Annotated in this window: 14 protein-coding genes; 9 read left to right on the top strand and 5 right to left on the bottom strand. The window is 64.2% G+C overall.

The features are described 5' to 3' along the window. Nucleotides 1-176 precede the first annotated feature (176 nt). The 4 genes from GQB00_RS12210 to GQB00_RS12195 all read left to right on the top strand — a co-directional run bounded on the left by GQB00_RS12210 (nucleotide 177) and on the right by GQB00_RS12195 (nucleotide 5,097). Nucleotides 177-1,979, top strand: a complete 1,803-nt coding sequence (locus GQB00_RS12210) for an acyl-CoA dehydrogenase (RefSeq protein WP_165856406.1) — start codon at nucleotides 177-179, stop codon at nucleotides 1,977-1,979. A gap of 98 nt (nucleotides 1,980-2,077) precedes the next feature. Further along, on the top strand, nucleotides 2,078-3,184 hold the full coding sequence (locus tag GQB00_RS12205) for a zinc-binding dehydrogenase (RefSeq protein WP_165856405.1): 1,107 nt from the start codon (nucleotides 2,078-2,080) through the stop codon (nucleotides 3,182-3,184). Between the two features lie 10 nt (nucleotides 3,185-3,194). Then, nucleotides 3,195-4,610 carry an aldehyde dehydrogenase family protein gene (locus GQB00_RS12200; RefSeq protein ID WP_165856404.1) on the top strand — a complete coding sequence of 472 codons (1,416 nt, stop codon included), beginning with the start codon at nucleotides 3,195-3,197 and terminating at the stop codon, nucleotides 4,608-4,610. 55 nt (nucleotides 4,611-4,665) lie between these two features. Beyond that, nucleotides 4,666-5,097, top strand: a complete 432-nt coding sequence (locus GQB00_RS12195; protein WP_165856403.1) for a hotdog fold thioesterase — start codon at nucleotides 4,666-4,668, stop codon at nucleotides 5,095-5,097. 12 nt (nucleotides 5,098-5,109) lie between these two features. On the opposite strand, the gene GQB00_RS22085 is transcribed toward GQB00_RS12195, so the two are convergent. Both GQB00_RS22085 and GQB00_RS12185 read right to left on the bottom strand, forming a co-directional pair. Further along, nucleotides 5,110-5,727, bottom strand: coding sequence for a QsdR family transcriptional regulator (locus GQB00_RS22085; RefSeq protein ID WP_111493338.1), 618 nt, complete (start codon nucleotides 5,725-5,727; stop codon nucleotides 5,110-5,112). 397 nt (nucleotides 5,728-6,124) lie between these two features. After that, nucleotides 6,125-6,364 carry a hypothetical protein gene (locus tag GQB00_RS12185; RefSeq protein WP_165856402.1) on the bottom strand — a complete coding sequence of 80 codons (240 nt, stop codon included), beginning with the start codon at nucleotides 6,362-6,364 and terminating at the stop codon, nucleotides 6,125-6,127. Between GQB00_RS12185 and GQB00_RS12180 the strand changes: the two genes are divergently transcribed. Further along, complete coding sequence (locus GQB00_RS12180) at nucleotides 6,326-7,300, top strand: NAD(P)H-dependent flavin oxidoreductase (RefSeq protein ID WP_165856401.1); 975 nt, start codon at nucleotides 6,326-6,328, stop codon at nucleotides 7,298-7,300. The genes GQB00_RS12185 and GQB00_RS12180 overlap by 39 nt on opposite strands. A gap of 11 nt (nucleotides 7,301-7,311) precedes the next feature. Next, on the top strand, nucleotides 7,312-8,211 hold the full coding sequence (locus GQB00_RS12175; RefSeq protein WP_165856400.1) for an SMP-30/gluconolactonase/LRE family protein: 900 nt from the start codon (nucleotides 7,312-7,314) through the stop codon (nucleotides 8,209-8,211). Between the two features lie 11 nt (nucleotides 8,212-8,222). Here the strand turns inward: GQB00_RS12175 and GQB00_RS12170 are convergent, their stop codons facing one another. Further along, nucleotides 8,223-9,908, bottom strand: a complete 1,686-nt coding sequence (locus tag GQB00_RS12170; protein ID WP_416234147.1) for a phytoene desaturase family protein — start codon at nucleotides 9,906-9,908, stop codon at nucleotides 8,223-8,225. Nucleotides 9,909-10,191: 283 nt separating this feature from the next. Between GQB00_RS12170 and GQB00_RS12165 the strand changes: the two genes are divergently transcribed. Next, on the top strand, nucleotides 10,192-10,599 hold the full coding sequence (locus tag GQB00_RS12165) for a globin (RefSeq protein WP_111493346.1): 408 nt from the start codon (nucleotides 10,192-10,194) through the stop codon (nucleotides 10,597-10,599). 138 nt (nucleotides 10,600-10,737) lie between these two features. Here the strand turns inward: GQB00_RS12165 and ccoM are convergent, their stop codons facing one another. Next, nucleotides 10,738-10,869 carry a cytochrome c oxidase subunit CcoM gene (gene ccoM / locus GQB00_RS21955; protein WP_266096041.1) on the bottom strand — a complete coding sequence of 44 codons (132 nt, stop codon included), beginning with the start codon at nucleotides 10,867-10,869 and terminating at the stop codon, nucleotides 10,738-10,740. A gap of 290 nt (nucleotides 10,870-11,159) precedes the next feature. Between ccoM and GQB00_RS12160 the strand changes: the two genes are divergently transcribed. Beyond that, complete coding sequence (locus GQB00_RS12160; RefSeq protein ID WP_165856398.1) at nucleotides 11,160-11,489, top strand: potassium channel family protein; 330 nt, start codon at nucleotides 11,160-11,162, stop codon at nucleotides 11,487-11,489. On the opposite strand, the gene GQB00_RS12155 is transcribed toward GQB00_RS12160, so the two are convergent. Then, on the bottom strand, nucleotides 11,481-13,139 hold the full coding sequence (locus GQB00_RS12155; RefSeq protein ID WP_165856397.1) for a mechanosensitive ion channel family protein: 1,659 nt from the start codon (nucleotides 13,137-13,139) through the stop codon (nucleotides 11,481-11,483). The genes GQB00_RS12160 and GQB00_RS12155 overlap by 9 nt on opposite strands. 439 nt (nucleotides 13,140-13,578) lie before the next feature. Here GQB00_RS12155 and GQB00_RS12150 point away from each other — a divergent pair, with 439 nt between their 5' ends. Beyond that, complete coding sequence (locus GQB00_RS12150; RefSeq protein WP_165856396.1) at nucleotides 13,579-14,646, top strand: BMP family ABC transporter substrate-binding protein; 1,068 nt, start codon at nucleotides 13,579-13,581, stop codon at nucleotides 14,644-14,646. Nucleotides 14,647-14,738 lie beyond the last annotated feature (92 nt).

The following is a 14,738-nucleotide window of genomic DNA, read 5'->3' as shown; positions in this document are numbered from 1 at the left end:
CTCGGTGCTAGCCGCCGCCCCCTCTCCCCAACCCTCTCCCTCCAGGGGAGAGGGAGCGTGAGCCTCGAGTTGGCACCATGAGCTCCCCTCGCCCCTTGAGGGAGAGGGGCTGGGGGAGAGGGGGAGTAGACAACTCCAAACCCGCAGCATCACCCCAAAAACAACAGGTCAACGCCATGCACCAGCACATCATCAACCCCCACGATCTCGCCTTCCAGCTGTTCGAACTGCACCAGACGGAAGACGTGCTCCAGTACGAGCGCTACGCCGACCACAGCCGCGATACCCTGGAAGCGGCGCTGGATCTGGCGCTGAAGGTGGCCGCCGAGGAATTCGCACCCCACGCGCGACTGGTCGATGAGGAGGAGCCGACCTTTGAAAACGGGCGGGTCGAGATGCGCCCGGAAGTGAAGAAGGCGCTGGATGTGCTGCGCGAGACCGGACTGATGGCCGCCGGCCAGGACTATGAGCTGGGCGGCATGCAGCTGCCGGCGGCGGTGGCGCAGATGTGCGTCGGCCTGCTCAAAGGCGCCAATGTGGGCACCCAGGGCTACGCCGGCCTGACCATCGCCGCCGCCAACCTGATCCTGGCCCACGGCAGCGAGGAGCAGAAGGAGCGCTATGCTCGTCCCATGCTGGCGGGCCGCTTCTTCGGCACCATGTGCCTGACCGAACCCCACGCCGGCTCGTCGCTGGGTGACCTGAAGACCCGCGCGGAGCCGGCCGGTGACGGCAGCTACCGCCTCAAAGGCAACAAGATCTTTATCTCCGCCGGCGACCACGAGCTGAGCGACAACATCGTGCACATGGTGCTGGGCCGGCTGCCGGATGCGCCGGCCGGGGTGAAGGGCATCTCCCTGTTCCTGGTGCCCAAGATCCTGGTCAACGACGACGGCAGCCTGGGTGAGCGCAACGACGTGGCGCTGGCGGGACTGATCCACAAGATGGGCTATCGCGGGACCACCTCCACCATGCTCAACTTCGGTGAGAAAGACGGTGCCGTGGGTTATCTGGTGGGCGAGCCGCACAAGGGCCTGGCCGCCATGTTCCACATGATGAACGAGGCGCGCATTGGTGTGGGTCTGGGTGCCGTGATGCTGGGCTACACTGGCTACCTGCACGCTTTGGACTACGCCCGTGACCGCAAACAGGGTCGCCCCATGGGCGAGAAGGACCCGAACACCGGCCAGGTGGCACTGACCCGTCACGCGGACATCCGCCGCATGCTGCTGACCCAGAAGGCCTATGTGGAAGGCGGTCTGGCCCTGTGCCTGGAAGGCGCGCGGCTGGTGGACGAGAAGAAGTTTGCCGCCGGGGACGACGCACGGGCGGAGGCCGCCGGCCTGCTTGACCTGCTGACGCCACTGATCAAGTCCTGGCCGTCCCAGTACTGTCTGGAGGCCAACAGTCTGGCGATCCAGGTCCACGGTGGCTATGGCTACACCCGGGAATACCCGGTGGAGCAGTTTTTCCGCGATAACCGCCTGAACCCGATTCACGAAGGCACCCACGGCATCCAGGGCATGGATCTGCTGGGGCGCAAGGTGATGCAGGCCGATGGGCAGCACTACCGTGCACTGCTCAAACGGGTCGAACGTACGATCACCGAGGCGCGGGAAGTGCCCGCGCTGGCGGACAATGCCACACGGCTGGAAGCGTCGGTCGCGCAGCTGGTGCAGGCGACGGATGCCATCAACGCCGTGCGCGCTGACGGTGCCACCGAACGGGCCCTGGCCAACGCGTCGCTGTACCTGGAGGCCTTCGGCCATGTGGTTGTTGGCTGGCTCTGGCTGCGCCAGGCCCAGGCGGCGCTTGGTGGCATTGAGAACGGCGGTCCGCAGCCGGAAGTCTTCTACCGGGGCAAGCTGCGCGCCTGCGACTACTTTGCCCGCTACGAATTGCCGAAAGTGGCGGCCCTGGCCGGCCTGCTGGCGGAAGTGGATACGACCGCCCTGGACATGAACGACGCCGAATTCTGATTCGGAGCGGTGCGCACTGACGGTCAGCAGCGCTGGCATTCAACAAAGGTTCGCACAACCAGGACTCGCACAACCAAAAACAAAGGGAGAACGGACGAATGACGCGAGAAGCCAAAGCCGTGGTGTGCCGGGAGTGGGGGCAGCCCATTACCGTGGAAACCATCCAGGTCGCGCCACCCAAGCGCAACGAAATCACCATCAAGGTCGCGGCCTGTGGCGTCTGCCACAGCGACCTGTCCGCCACCACGGGCAAGATCCAGTATCCGCCGCCCCTGGTGCTGGGGCACGAGGCCGCCGGTGTGGTGGTTGACGTGGGGGAGGGTGTAACGAGCTTCCAGGAGGGCGACCACGTGGTCAGCTCCTTCATCTCCATGTGTGGCAAGTGCCGCCAATGCGTGCGTGGTCGTCCGGTGCTGTGCGAGAACGCGCGCAAGGCCATGTTCACCCTGCCGGACGGCAGCGTGCGCACCACCGATGCCGACGGCAACGACCTCAACGTGTTCGGCGCCTGCGGCGTGATGGCGGAGTACGCCACCCTGCATGTGGATAACGCGGTCAAGGTCGAGCAGGGCGTGCCCCTGCAGAACGCCGCGCTGGTGAGCTGCGCGGTGATGACCGGCGTGGGCGCCGTGTTCAACACGGCGCAACTGGAGCCGGGCTCGCGGGCCGCGGTGTTCGGTATCGGCGGCGTCGGCCTCAACACCATTCAGGGCTGCGCCACCGCCGGTGCGGAGATGATCGTGGCGGTGGACACCAACGACCGCAAACTGGAAATGGCCAAAGAATTCGGCGCCACCCACACGGTGAACATCAACGAGGTGGACGACACCGCCAAGGCAGTGAAGAAACTGACCGGCGGCGTGGACTACGCCTTCGAGTGCGTCGGCGCCGGTGCGGTGGCCGCCCAGGCCTATAAATGCCTGGGGCGCGGCGGCACCGCGGTGGTCGTCGGCGTCGCCGATCCCAAGGACAAGACCGAAATCGGGACGCTGTCGCTGCCGGCGGACGAGCGCACACTCAAGGGCAGCTGGCTGGGTTCGGCCCGGCCGCAGCACGATTTCCCCCGCATCCTGGGCCTGTACAAGGCCGGCAAACTCAAGCTGGACGAACTGATCACCCAGACCTATTCCATCGACCAGGCGCCCCAGGCGTTCGATGATATGGTGGCTGGCAAGAACGCACGCGGCGTGATCGTGTTCGACTGAGGAGCGAATCATGAAGAACCTGAACAAGCTGTACATCAATGGCCAGTGGGAAGACTGGAACGGCGACACCCTGGACGTCCACGAAGCGGCCACCGGCGAGGTGATGGCGCAGGTGCCCGCGGCCGGTCGCGAGGAAATGGAGCGGGCGATCAGCGCCGCCCACGCGGCCTTCGACGGCTGGTCGGAATCCTCGCTGGAGCAGCGCACCCAAGTGCTGGAGCAGCTGCTGGACGGCCTCAAGGCCCGCGCCGACGAGATCGCCGAAACCGTGAGCCGGGAAGTGGGCATGCCGCTCAAGCTGGCGGGGCAGATCCAGGCGGGGATGCCGATCCTGACCACCAAGTCCTACCTCAAGCTGCTGCCGGAGTTCGCGTTCAGCGAGCAAGTCGGCAACTCGGAGGTGCAGTACGCGCCGGTGGGCGTAGTGGGCTGCATTACGCCCTGGAACTACCCGCTGCACCAGGTGATGCTGAAGATCGTGCCGGCCATCGCGGCGGGCTGCACGGTGGTGCTCAAGCCCAGCGAAATCGCCCCGGGCACCGCTTTCATCCTCTCGGAAATCCTCGATCAGACCGACCTGCCCAAGGGCGTGTTCAACATGGTCTGTGGCCAGGGCCAGACCGCCGGCGATACGCTGATCAAACACCCGCAAGTAAACATGGTGTCCTTCACCGGCTCCACCCGCACCGGTCACCTGATCGCCCACGCGGCGGCCGACGACTTCAAGCGTTACGCCCTGGAGATGGGCGGCAAGTCCGCGTCGGTGATCCTGCCGGATGCCGATCTCACGGCGGCGGTGAAAGGCACCGTGAACAACTGCCTGCTCAATTCCGGTCAGACCTGCACCGCGCTGACCCGCATGCTGGTGCCGGCCAGCCGGCACGACGAAGCCTGCGAACTGGCGGCAGCCGCCGTGGCGAAGATGACGCCGGGCAACCCGCTGGAAGACACCACCCGGCTTGGCCCGCTGGCCTCGGCCGAGCAGCGGGACAAGGTTTTCGACTACATCCGGCTGGGCCAGGAAGAAGGCGCGACGCTGGTGGCCGGCGGTGCCGGTGCGCCGGAAGGGCTGGATCAGGGCTATTTCGCGAGGGCCACCGTTTTCGGCAACGTGAAGCCGGACAGCCGTCTGGCGCAGGAAGAGATCTTCGGTCCCGTGCTGTGCGTGATTCCCTACGAGGACGAATCTGAGGCGATCCGGATCGCCAACGGCACGGCCTATGGCCTGTCCGGCGCGGTCTGGTCCGGCGACGCCGATAAGGCGAAAAAGATCGCCGGCAAGCTGCGCACCGGCCAGGTCTTCGTCAACGGCGGCGCATTCAACCCGCAGGCGCCGTTCGGTGGTTTCGGCCATTCCGGCGTGGGCCGCGAGTTCGGCAAGTGGGGCCTGGAGGAGTTCCTGGAAGTGCGTTCTCTGCAGCTGTGATTGGTGGTTTAATAGGCGGCTAATCAATGGCTGAACAAGAAGAGGACAAACAACAATGAGCAGTATCTGGACGCGTACGCCAACGATCGAAGCCATGACCGAAGGATCGCTCGGCACGGCTGTGGAGAGTCTGGGCATCGAGTATCTGGAAGTCGGCGACGATTTTGTGCGGGCGCGGATGCCGGTGGACGAGCGCACCCGGCAGCCGTTTGGCATCCTTCATGGCGGCGCGTCCGTGGTCCTCGCCGAAACCCTGGGCAGCATGGCGGCGAACTACTGCCTGCGCAAACCGGACCAGGTGGCCGTGGGCTTGGAAGTCAACGCCAACCACGTGCGCTCGGTCAGCTCCGGGTGGGTGATCGGCACGGCCCGGCCGCTGCACATCGGCGGCTCCACCCAGGTGTGGGAAATCCGCATCGAGAACGAGGACGGTAAGCTCACCTGTACGTCCCGCCTGACCATGGCCGTGATCAGGCGCCCGCAGTAACCGCACGGGACACTAACGGCGCTTGCCTCCCAGCAGGATTCGCACCGCCTGGCAGGCGTCGTCCAGCTCCGCTTCCCGCGGTTCCCGGCCGCAGATCACGTCGCTGTAGAGGCAGGATTCGGCGAGCCGGACCATGAAATAGGACAGGCTTTCGGTCTTCATCGGCGGGCGCGCCAGGTGGCCGGCATCGATCTGTTCCCACAGCATGCGGGTGTTGGCCTGCACCACGCGGTTGTGCACGGTGGAGCTGGCGGAAGTGAGGATGCGCAGGGCGTATTCCGGATCCTGGGCGATGAAACGCCGCAGGGCCTTGTCGTGCAGCAGCGCCTTGTTGATCTGATGGTAGACGCCCACCACGTAATCGATCCCGGAGCCCGGTACGTCCATCCGCGCCTTGTCCCGCAGCGGCGCGTACAGCGACCAGAGAATTTCCCCCAGCAGCAGATCCTTGTTGCCCACCCAGCGAAACAGGGTGGCGCGGCCGATGCCGAGTTCTTCCGCCAGCGAGGCGAGGTGAAGTCGTTCTCCCTGCAGCCAGAGCTCGCGGGCTCGCCTGAAGGCATCGTCGGGGGTGGGGCGTTGCGTCCGTTCGGCGGACGTCGTTTTGTGGGAGTTCGCGTTGGTTGCCACAGTCACCTCGTCCTGTCTGGGCTGGTTTTTTGTTGTTATGGATATTGTTGTTATGGGTGTCGCTATATAGGCCAGAGGCTTCGCCGCTGGCCGGGTGTGTCGTCAGTATACTGATTCCGCCTGACTGACCCAGTGCCGCGCTGCGAAATTTGTGCATTGTTTGCAAGATTAGTCATTAATGAAACTAAATACCAATAATCAGAAAAAAGGTCCGCAAATGGCTCAAGGCAAGTAGGTATCAGCAGCACGGGAATTGCCGGTCATGACCTCGCTCAACCGGTGCGGCAATCATCCCGGAACTATTCCTTCGCCTTACGATCTTGAGTGTGTCGGTCATGGACGGTGTCTGGCTACTGCACCGTCCCTGGCCGCCTTCATGGAGTCTCATTGCTCCGGGTCATGCCGCCGGCAACCGTGCCCGATACGTCGGGAACGCCGCCGTCAGCCAGCCCGACCCGATTCGGCGGACACGCTCGTGTCCGCCTTTTTTATGCTTTTCTGCCAGCATCGGCGATGCATTGATTTTCGTTATTTTCGAGCCAATAATGAAATCAAATTCCAATAAATAAAATAACGCATCGTTAGGGAAGATTCGTCCATGAAAACCCGAATTACCGAACTGTTCCAGATCGAACACCCCATCATCCAGGGTGGCATGCACTACGTCGGTTACGCGGAGCTGGCCGCGGCCGTCTCCAACGCCGGTGGCCTGGGCATTATCACGGCACTGACCCAGCCCACGCCGGAGGATCTGGCGCGGGAAATCGCCCGCTGCAAGCAACTGACCGACAAGCCGTTCGGCGTCAATCTGACGTTCCTGCCCAGCTTCAAGGAACCGCCCTATCCGGAGTACATCCAGGCGATTATCGAGGGTGGCGTGCGGGTGGTGGAAACGGCCGGCCGCAGTCCGGAGGCGTATATGCCCACCCTCAAGGCGGCGGGCATCAAGGTCATTCACAAATGCACGTCCGTGCGTCACGCCCTGAAGGCGGAACAGATCGGCTGTGACGCAGTCAGCGTGGACGGCTTCGAGTGCGGCGGCCACCCCGGTGAGGACGACATTCCCAACTTCATCCTGCTGCCACGGGCGGCGGAGGAACTGAGCATTCCCTTCGTGGCTTCCGGCGGCATGGCCGACGGCCGCAGCCTGGTCGCGGCGATGGCCTTGGGGGCGGAAGGCATGAACATGGGGACCCGGTTTATCGCCACCACCGATGCCCCGGTGCACGATCACGTCAAACAGGCCCTGGTCGAGGCGGACGAACGCCAGACCCGACTGATCATGCGCAACCTGCGCAATACCGAGCGGGTGATGAAGAACGCCGCGGTGGACGAGATCCTGCGCATTGAAGCCGAGAAAGGCGCCGCCACGCAGATCGACGACATCCGTCACCTGGTCACCGGCGTCAAGGGGCGCCAGGTGCTGCAGGAGGGCAAGATGGATGAAGCTGCCTGGAGCTGCGGCATGGTAGCCGGCCTGATCCACGACATCCCCAGTTGCCAGGACCTGCTGGCCCGCATCATGGACGAAGCCGAGACCCTGATTCGTCAGCGTCTGGCCGGGTGCCTGTAAGGAGCTTGGCTATGGCGACGCTGCAACCGTTTGTCGACGGCGGCACCTTTTTTGAAGGGCCGCGCTGGCACGACGGCGCCTGGTGGGTGTCCGATTTCTACGCGCACACCGTCAGCCGTATTGACGCCGACGGCCGGCGCGAGACCGTGATGGAGGTGCCGGGCCAGCCGTCGGGGCTGGGCTGGCTGCCGGACGGCTCGATGCTGGTGGTGTCCATGCTGGATCAACGCGTCCTGCGACGTTGGCCGGATGGTCGGGTGACGATCCACGCCGACATTGGCCACCTCGCGACCGGCCACGCCAACGACCTGGTGGTTGCGCCCGACGGCGGCGCCTGGGTGGGCAACTTCGGCTTCGACCTGATGGCCGGGGAAGCCATGCAGCCCGCCTGCCTGGCCAGGATCGCACCGGATGGCGCAGTCAGCACGGCCGCGACGGACCTCTATTTCCCCAACGGCGCGGTGATCACGCCGGACGGCCGGACGCTGATCGTCGGCGAAACCTTCGGCAACGCCATGACGGCGTTCAACATAAGCGCGGACGGCACGCTGTCCGACCGCCGCGACTGGGCCCGCTTCGGCCCGCGCCCGGAGCCGGGCACCGAGCGTGCGGACCTGTTACGGCGACTGGCGGTGGGGCCCGACGGCTGCTGTCTCGATGCGGATAACCACCTGTGGGTCGCCGACGCCTTCAACCAGCGCTGCATCCGGGTCGCGCCGGGCGGTGAGATCGTCGATGAACTGAAGCCCGCCAATGGCCAGGGCGTGTTTGCCTGCATGCTGGGCGGCGACGACGGTCGCACCCTGCTGGTCTGCGTGGCGCCGGATTCCAGCGCGCGGCGCCGCAAGCTCGCGCCGGAGGCGAACCTGTGGACGGCGCGGGTCGACGTGCCGCATGCCGGCCAGCCCTGATCCGGCCGCGCTCAGCCGGTCTCGGTCACCAACTGGAGGTCGGGGCCGGCGGCGCCCCGGTCGACGAAGATGCGCTTGGCCAGTCCCGCCCCTTTGACACCCCGGATCGCCAGGGTGGTGACCAGGCCGCCGATCATGGCCCCGACCACGCCGCAGGTCAGGATGTCCTGGCCGGTCAGGTAGAGCCCGGGAATCTCTGTTTTCGGCCGCAGCCAGCCCTGGTCGAAACGCTCCGGGGTGTGCTCCAGCCCATAGATCTCGCCCTGGTCGTAGCGGCAGAACCACGAGGTCGACAGGGGCGTGGAGGTCTCCACGTAATCGATCCGCCCGCGCAGCTGCGGCAGCTTGTCGTACACCGTTTCCAGCACTCTTTCCGTTAACCGCTGCTTCAGGGTGTCGTAGGCGTCACCCCGCTTGCCCCAGGTGGCGTGCTTCCAGGGTTCGAACTGGCTCCAGGTGGTGGGGGCCACCACTTCGATGGTGGCGGTGCCGGGGCAGCGGTTGAGGTAGTCCGGATCCTTGGCCGACGGGAAGGAGATATAGACCACCGGCAGCGGCGCGTTGTCCGGATCCGCCAGGAAGTGCTCCACGTTGGCGTCGTGGTGTTCGTCGGGGTAGATCCAGAAGTTGGTTTTCGGCAGTTCCAGCTCCGCGGCCGTGGCGTTCAGCCCGATGTACAGGCCGAGGTGCGACATGGACGGTTCAATGTGCCGGCGCTGGCGGGCGTATCCGGTGCGGCGCACCACCTCGGCCGGCAACAGCGTCTCGAACGTGTTGATCACACCCGCGTTGCTGATGATGCGCCCGGCGTGGATCGTGTGGCCGTCCGCCAGGCGCACGCCGCAGGCCTTTCCCTTTTCCACCAGAATCTCGGTGACATCGGCGTAGGTCATCACGTCGCCGCCGCCGGACTGGATGACGGGGATGATCGTGCGGGCCATCTCGGCCGCGCCGCCCACCGGGTAATAGCCACCGTGGATGTAGTGCTTGGCGATCAGCGCATGGATCAGGAAGCTGGAATGCTTCGGTGTGACGCCACAGTCGCCCCACTGGCCGGTGAGGGCACCGATCAGCGCGGTATTGTCGGTGAGTTCGGACAGCACCTCGTGCGTGGTCTGGTTGAAGCACTTGGGCAGCATGAGGCGCAGGGCCCGGCGGGTCAGCGGCGATGCCAGCTTTGGCGAGAGTTTGGACAGGGTGTACCACTGCATGCCCGAGGCGACCTTGTCGAGCAGCCGGATGTAGCGGTCGATGGCCTGGGCGTCGTCCGGAAAGGCGTCCACCAGCGATTGCCGGAAGCCGTCCTTGCCCGCCCGCAGGTTGACCACCCGGTCCCCCAGGTAGAAGCGGTCGTAGTTGTCGTCCATTGGCGCCCACTTGAGCTGGCCGTCGGTGATGGTGTCGAACAGCTTGCGGCCCAGGGTGTGCGGGCTGCCCATATCGCCGATGTAGTGCACGCCCACGTCCCACTCGTAGCCGTTGCGGCCGTAGCTGTGGGTAAAGCCGCCGGCGGTGTAGTGCTGCTCCAGCACCAGCACTTTCTGGCCTTCCCGGGCCAGCAGGGCAGCGCTGGTCAGGCCGCCGATGCCGGAACCGATGACGATGGTGTCGTAGTCCGCGTCGACGCGGCTGGCGCGGTAGCGTTTACCGATGCGGATGGTGCTGGGTTTCAGTGAGGTGGCGGCGCTGACGGTCATGGGCATCCTCTTGTTGTGTTGTTTTCGGCTTGTCGTGTCGTTTCTGGCTTGTTGTGTTGTTCTGGGGTCTGGCGTTTCTCCAATGTACGACGAAAGTCGAGAACTGCCCAGTTCACGGTTGCACACCGTTACAGGCGATGCCGCCTTTTCTTGATGGGTGTCAATGAAATGGCGGATTTCGAGGGCGGATACTGACGTAAGCCTGTGGCGGCCTGCGGCGCTCTGCTACGCTCCCGGCGCCCGCTCGCAGGGCCAACGGCTGAATTAGGGAGGATCACTGACCATGGCTGTGGTTGGTTCGAAAGACAGCGACATTGTTTTCCAGAGCTATGGACGTTGCTGCAACGACGACAATTTTTTCAAGCATTTCTACGATCGCTTTATGGCCAGCTCGGACGCGATCCGGGAGCGCTTCGTGGACACCGATATGCCGGCCCAGCGCCACCTGCTGCGCAACGGCATCATGCAGCTGGTGCTGTATTCGCGGGGGATGTCCGACGCCAAACTCCGGGCCCTGGGAGAGAGTCACTGCCGACACGCCTTCAACATCCGCCCGGAGTGGTACGACCTGTGGATCGAAGCCCTGATGGCCACCTTGCGTGAATACGATCCCCAGTTCACCCTGGACGTGGAGGCCGCCTGGCGTCGTGCGATTGCACCGGGGGTGGAGTTGATCAAGAGTGCCTACTGAGCCTTATCCGACATAAAAAAATCCCCCTGACGGACGGAGTCAGGGGGAAAAGCTCGATCTGCTTTTTATCGACCGGTTTTCAGTCTGGCTGGTGTCGGACGTGCCCGTCTCTTGCTCCCCGTGTCTCCCTCGGAGCCCTCAGTGACGAGGGTCTTTCTGCTTCACCTTCCGGTGGGAATCCTTGTAAATGAACCAGCCCACGCCGCCGAAGAACGCGCAGGCCAGAATGGCCGTGGCAATGCCCGCAATAACGACTGCATCTGTGTACATGACAGCTCCCCCTGTCCCCGTAGTCGATGGTCATACTCTATGACGCGCTCGCCCGAGCCGATTTGATTTGCATCAATTGATCGGACCGTGACCTTTGATCTCAATCAAGGTTTGGGGGGCCGCTGCTAGTGTCTCGTCTGGTTAATTCAATGATCTGCCAAGCCCCGGAAAGCCATGAGAGCAAGGCGGGCGACGCCGGTGTGGTGGTTCCCAATCAAGGGATGGACACTGGCTGCAACGGGTGCACGTGATTAGACTGTAAGCCGTTCCCGTCACGGATGCCGAGGGATATGGCCTTTACCACCGAGTTCCTGCTGTTGTTCTTCCACCATCTGCTGCTGGCGGCCCCCATCCTTGGGTTCCTGGTTCTGCTGATCCTCGGGCTGGGGCTCTGGGCCGGCCGGTTGGAGCGCTGGCCCTGGCGCGATGCGCTTTATTGGGCCTGCATCACCGGCACCACCGTGGGTTACGGCGACCGGGCGCCCGTCAGCGGTTGGGCCCGGCTCCTGGCGATCGTCATCGCCCTGGCGGGGCTGGTGCTCAGTGGGCTGATCGTGGCCATGGCGGTCAGCGCCGGCAGCGAGGTCTTCGCTCAGTTGCAGGCAGCCCGTTCAGGTTGAATCCCGCGCGTTGCCGGATTCGTCCGGCGGCCTGGCCGGGGCCGCGTACCACCGTTCCTGTGGCACCAGCTTGGGTTCGTCCGGGTCGCTGATGTAGGCCGGCGTCATGATCGCCACGCCGTATTCGTTGAACACATCCAGGACGTGGCGATGCAGTTCCGCCGCTCTATAGAAGCGATGCGCCGGCGAATCGATGCTGACGTTGAGTTCGTAGGTGACCGCGAAATCCCCCAGGGCCTTTTCCAGCACGAACGGTGCCGGTTTCTCCAGCAGGCCCCGGGTGCGCGCCGCCGCTTCCTTGAGCATGGCTTCCACCTGACGCCAGGGCGTCTCGTAGCCAATCCCGACCGTGGCGCTGAGCATCAGGCCGTTCTCCGCCGCCGACCGGGTCAGGTTGGTGACCGGGCTGTTGAGGATCAGCGAGTTGGGCAGCACGATTTCCTCGTTGCGGAAGGTGCGCAGGTGCGTAACCAGCAGTCGCGTCTCCCGCACGGTGCCGGTGTATTCGCCTACCGTGATGACGTCGCCGATGCTGAAGGCGCGGCGGTAGGTCATGGCGTAGCCAGCCACCACGCTGGACACCGCCGACGAGGCGCCCAGCGACACCATGATGCCCAGCAGGATCGACAGGCCCTGGAAGGCCGCGCTGCCGGAGCCGGGAATATAGGGGTAGGCCAGCACCACGGTGAGCAGGACCACGAAGAAACGCAGCAGCTTGTAGGTGGGTTGCGCCCATTCCGCCTCGAAACCCCCGATGTGGATCCGGCCCCGTTCGATGCCGCGGAAGAACAGCTGCATGAGTTTGAGCAGATAGCGTGAGACCGCCACCAGCACGACCAGGAAAACCAGCTCCGGCAGGTAGTCCAGGAAGGCGCTGACGATGCTGACCACCGGCTCGGTGAACAGCGTCAGCAGGGTGCGGGCGGTGCCGTGAGTCCAGGGAAACTGGTAAAGGACGAACTCCAGGCCCAGGTAGGCCACGACCAGCACGGTGGCGATGCGCAGGAAGCGGATGAACCCGGTCAGGGCCGCCCAGATGTTGTCGGCCCGTACCAGCTCGAAGGACTCGATCTTCAGATCCTGAACCCGTCGCCGGTAATGCTGGTCAAGAAACGCCAGCAGGCGCCGGTAGAGGAACAGGGCCAGCCACAGCAGCGCCAGGGTCAGCACCAGTGCGGCGCCGGCCTTCATGCTGGCCGTGGCCAGATAGTCCGAGCTGCGCTGGTTGCGATAGCGGGTGATGGCGTCCGCCGTCCGGCGCTGGAACGCCTCGGCGACTTCCTCCAGGGGCGCACCCTCCGCCATGGCATCGACGGGGAATATGGTCAGCAGCGGTGTCTGCGCGGCGGCGATCTCGACCCGGCCGTCCCGACCTATGCTGCGAATACTGTCCACCGCCACTGCATGATCGGATGCCACCTCCAGGATGTTGCGGCGGATGTTGGCTGCGCGCTCCGCCGCCGGAAACGACGCCGTGCCGGCAATTCGGAACAGCGGGCGGCCATCGACGTTGACGCTGGCGGTGTCGATTTGGCTGGGATCGGGCGCCGTCTCCTGGGCCAGTGCCGGGCACGCCAGGAGCCACAGCGTGGCCGCTGCAAAGAGGGTGGCCAGGCTGTGCCTGATGTAACGTCCGGTCCCGTTGTGCATCGTTGTCATCCTAACGTGACGGGGCCGGTGGAGGCGGTGACGGCCGCGGTCCCTGGCCCGGTATCGTCCTTCGGCCGATGCCCGTGGAGCACGGCATCGGTTCCCGCCATCAGTATAAGAAATTCCCGGGCACCTCACCGAAAGCCGGGAAAAGCGATGGTTATCCGACGTGGCTGGCCTGGTTGCGCTATCGTGGTGCAATAGAGCGTGAGGAGCTGGGGCTTTGCTGTGGCGTCGAACAGTGATCCGGCGCGGAATACCGGGTGTCGCGATATTTCCTGAACAATTGGCCAGCTTTTTGCTCAACAAATCCGCAGTGCTGATTCATGCCCGGAATCTGCATCGTGATTCGATAACAGGTTAAACTCACGGGCCACGAATGAGTCGCTCTAAAAAGAAAGTGATATCGAGAAAACGATACCAACAGGAGAGTGTGCGAATGCGCTTTTTCAAGAAACTGGCTGTGCTGGCTGCCCTGGTGCTCCCCATGCATGCCCTGGCGGAAGATCCGTTGAAAGTGGGTTTTGTCTACGTCGGCCCGATTGGTGACCACGGCTGGAGTTACCAACACGATCAGGGACGTAAGGCCCTGGAAGAACACTTTGGCGACAAGGTGCAGACCACTTACGTGGAGAACGTCAGCGAGGGCGCGGACGCCGAGCGCACCATCCGTCGTCTGGCCCAGGCCGGTAACGACGTCATCTTCACCACCTCCTTCGGCTTCATGAACGCCACCGCGCGCGTAGCCAAGGAATACCCGGACAAAACTTTCCTGCACGCCACCGGCTACAAGCGTGCCGAGAACCTGGGCACCTACCTGGCGGTGACCTATGAAGGCCGCTACGTCAGCGGCACGGCGGCGGGTCTGGTGACCGAGTCCAACAAGATCGGCTACATCGCCTCCTTCCCGATTCCGGAAGTCATCCGTGATATCAACGCCACCTTCATGGCGGCGCGCAAGGTCAATCCGGACGTGGAGCTGAAAGTGGTGTGGGTCAGCACCTGGTTTGACCCGGCCAAGGAAGCGGATGCGGCCAACACCCTGATGGATCAGGGCGTGGACGTGATCGTTCAGCATACCGACAGCCCTGCCGCCATGCTGGCCGCCGAGAAGCGCGGCAAGTGGGCCGTGGGCCAGGCGTCCGACATGTCCCACTTCGGTCCGCACGCGCACCTGCTGTCCGTGGTTGACGACTGGGCCCCGTACTACATCGAAACCGTGCAGGACGTCATGGACGGCACCTGGGAATCCGAGGACACCTGGGGCGGCATCGCCGAAGGCGATATCAAGATCGCTTCGATCAGCGATCGTCTGAGCGACGAGCAGCGCGCCAAGGTGGATTCGGTCATCGAGGGTATCCGCAGCGGCGAGATCCAGCCCTACGCCGGCCCGATCTATGACCAGGACGGCACCCTGCGCGTGAAGGAAGGCGAAGTCGCCACCCACGAACAGCTGACCAGCATGGACTGGTACGTTCAGGGCATGACCGCGACCATGCCAAACTGAACGCTGTCGAATCCGGCGGACACCGTGTCCGCCCTGGATGACGGTCAGGCCCGAAGCGTAATGCGACGGGCCTTTTTTGTGGCTGGAGAATG

The sequence above is a fragment of the Marinobacter sp. JSM 1782161 genome (genome assembly GCF_011421605.1).
Classification (GTDB): Bacteria; Pseudomonadota; Gammaproteobacteria; order Pseudomonadales; family Oleiphilaceae; genus Marinobacter_A; species Marinobacter_A bohaiensis.
This window is presented reverse-complemented; position numbering and strand designations above follow the sequence as displayed.

Coding starts and splice junctions, on each gene's coding strand:
- GQB00_RS12170 (WP_416234147.1), bottom strand. CDS start 9,908: ATGACCGTCAGCGCCGCCACCTCACTGAAACCCAGCACCATCCGCATC.
- GQB00_RS12205 (WP_165856405.1), top strand. CDS start 2,078: ATGACGCGAGAAGCCAAAGCCGTGGTGTGCCGGGAGTGGGGGCAGCCC.
- GQB00_RS12175 (WP_165856400.1), top strand. CDS start 7,312: ATGGCGACGCTGCAACCGTTTGTCGACGGCGGCACCTTTTTTGAAGGG.
- GQB00_RS12200 (WP_165856404.1), top strand. CDS start 3,195: ATGAAGAACCTGAACAAGCTGTACATCAATGGCCAGTGGGAAGACTGG.
- GQB00_RS12210 (WP_165856406.1), top strand. CDS start 177: ATGCACCAGCACATCATCAACCCCCACGATCTCGCCTTCCAGCTGTTC.
- GQB00_RS12150 (WP_165856396.1), top strand. CDS start 13,579: ATGCGCTTTTTCAAGAAACTGGCTGTGCTGGCTGCCCTGGTGCTCCCC.
- GQB00_RS12180 (WP_165856401.1), top strand. CDS start 6,326: ATGAAAACCCGAATTACCGAACTGTTCCAGATCGAACACCCCATCATC.
- GQB00_RS12160 (WP_165856398.1), top strand. CDS start 11,160: ATGGCCTTTACCACCGAGTTCCTGCTGTTGTTCTTCCACCATCTGCTG.
- GQB00_RS12195 (WP_165856403.1), top strand. CDS start 4,666: ATGAGCAGTATCTGGACGCGTACGCCAACGATCGAAGCCATGACCGAA.
- GQB00_RS12165 (WP_111493346.1), top strand. CDS start 10,192: ATGGCTGTGGTTGGTTCGAAAGACAGCGACATTGTTTTCCAGAGCTAT.
- GQB00_RS12155 (WP_165856397.1), bottom strand. CDS start 13,139: ATGCACAACGGGACCGGACGTTACATCAGGCACAGCCTGGCCACCCTC.
- ccoM (WP_266096041.1), bottom strand. CDS start 10,869: ATGTACACAGATGCAGTCGTTATTGCGGGCATTGCCACGGCCATTCTG.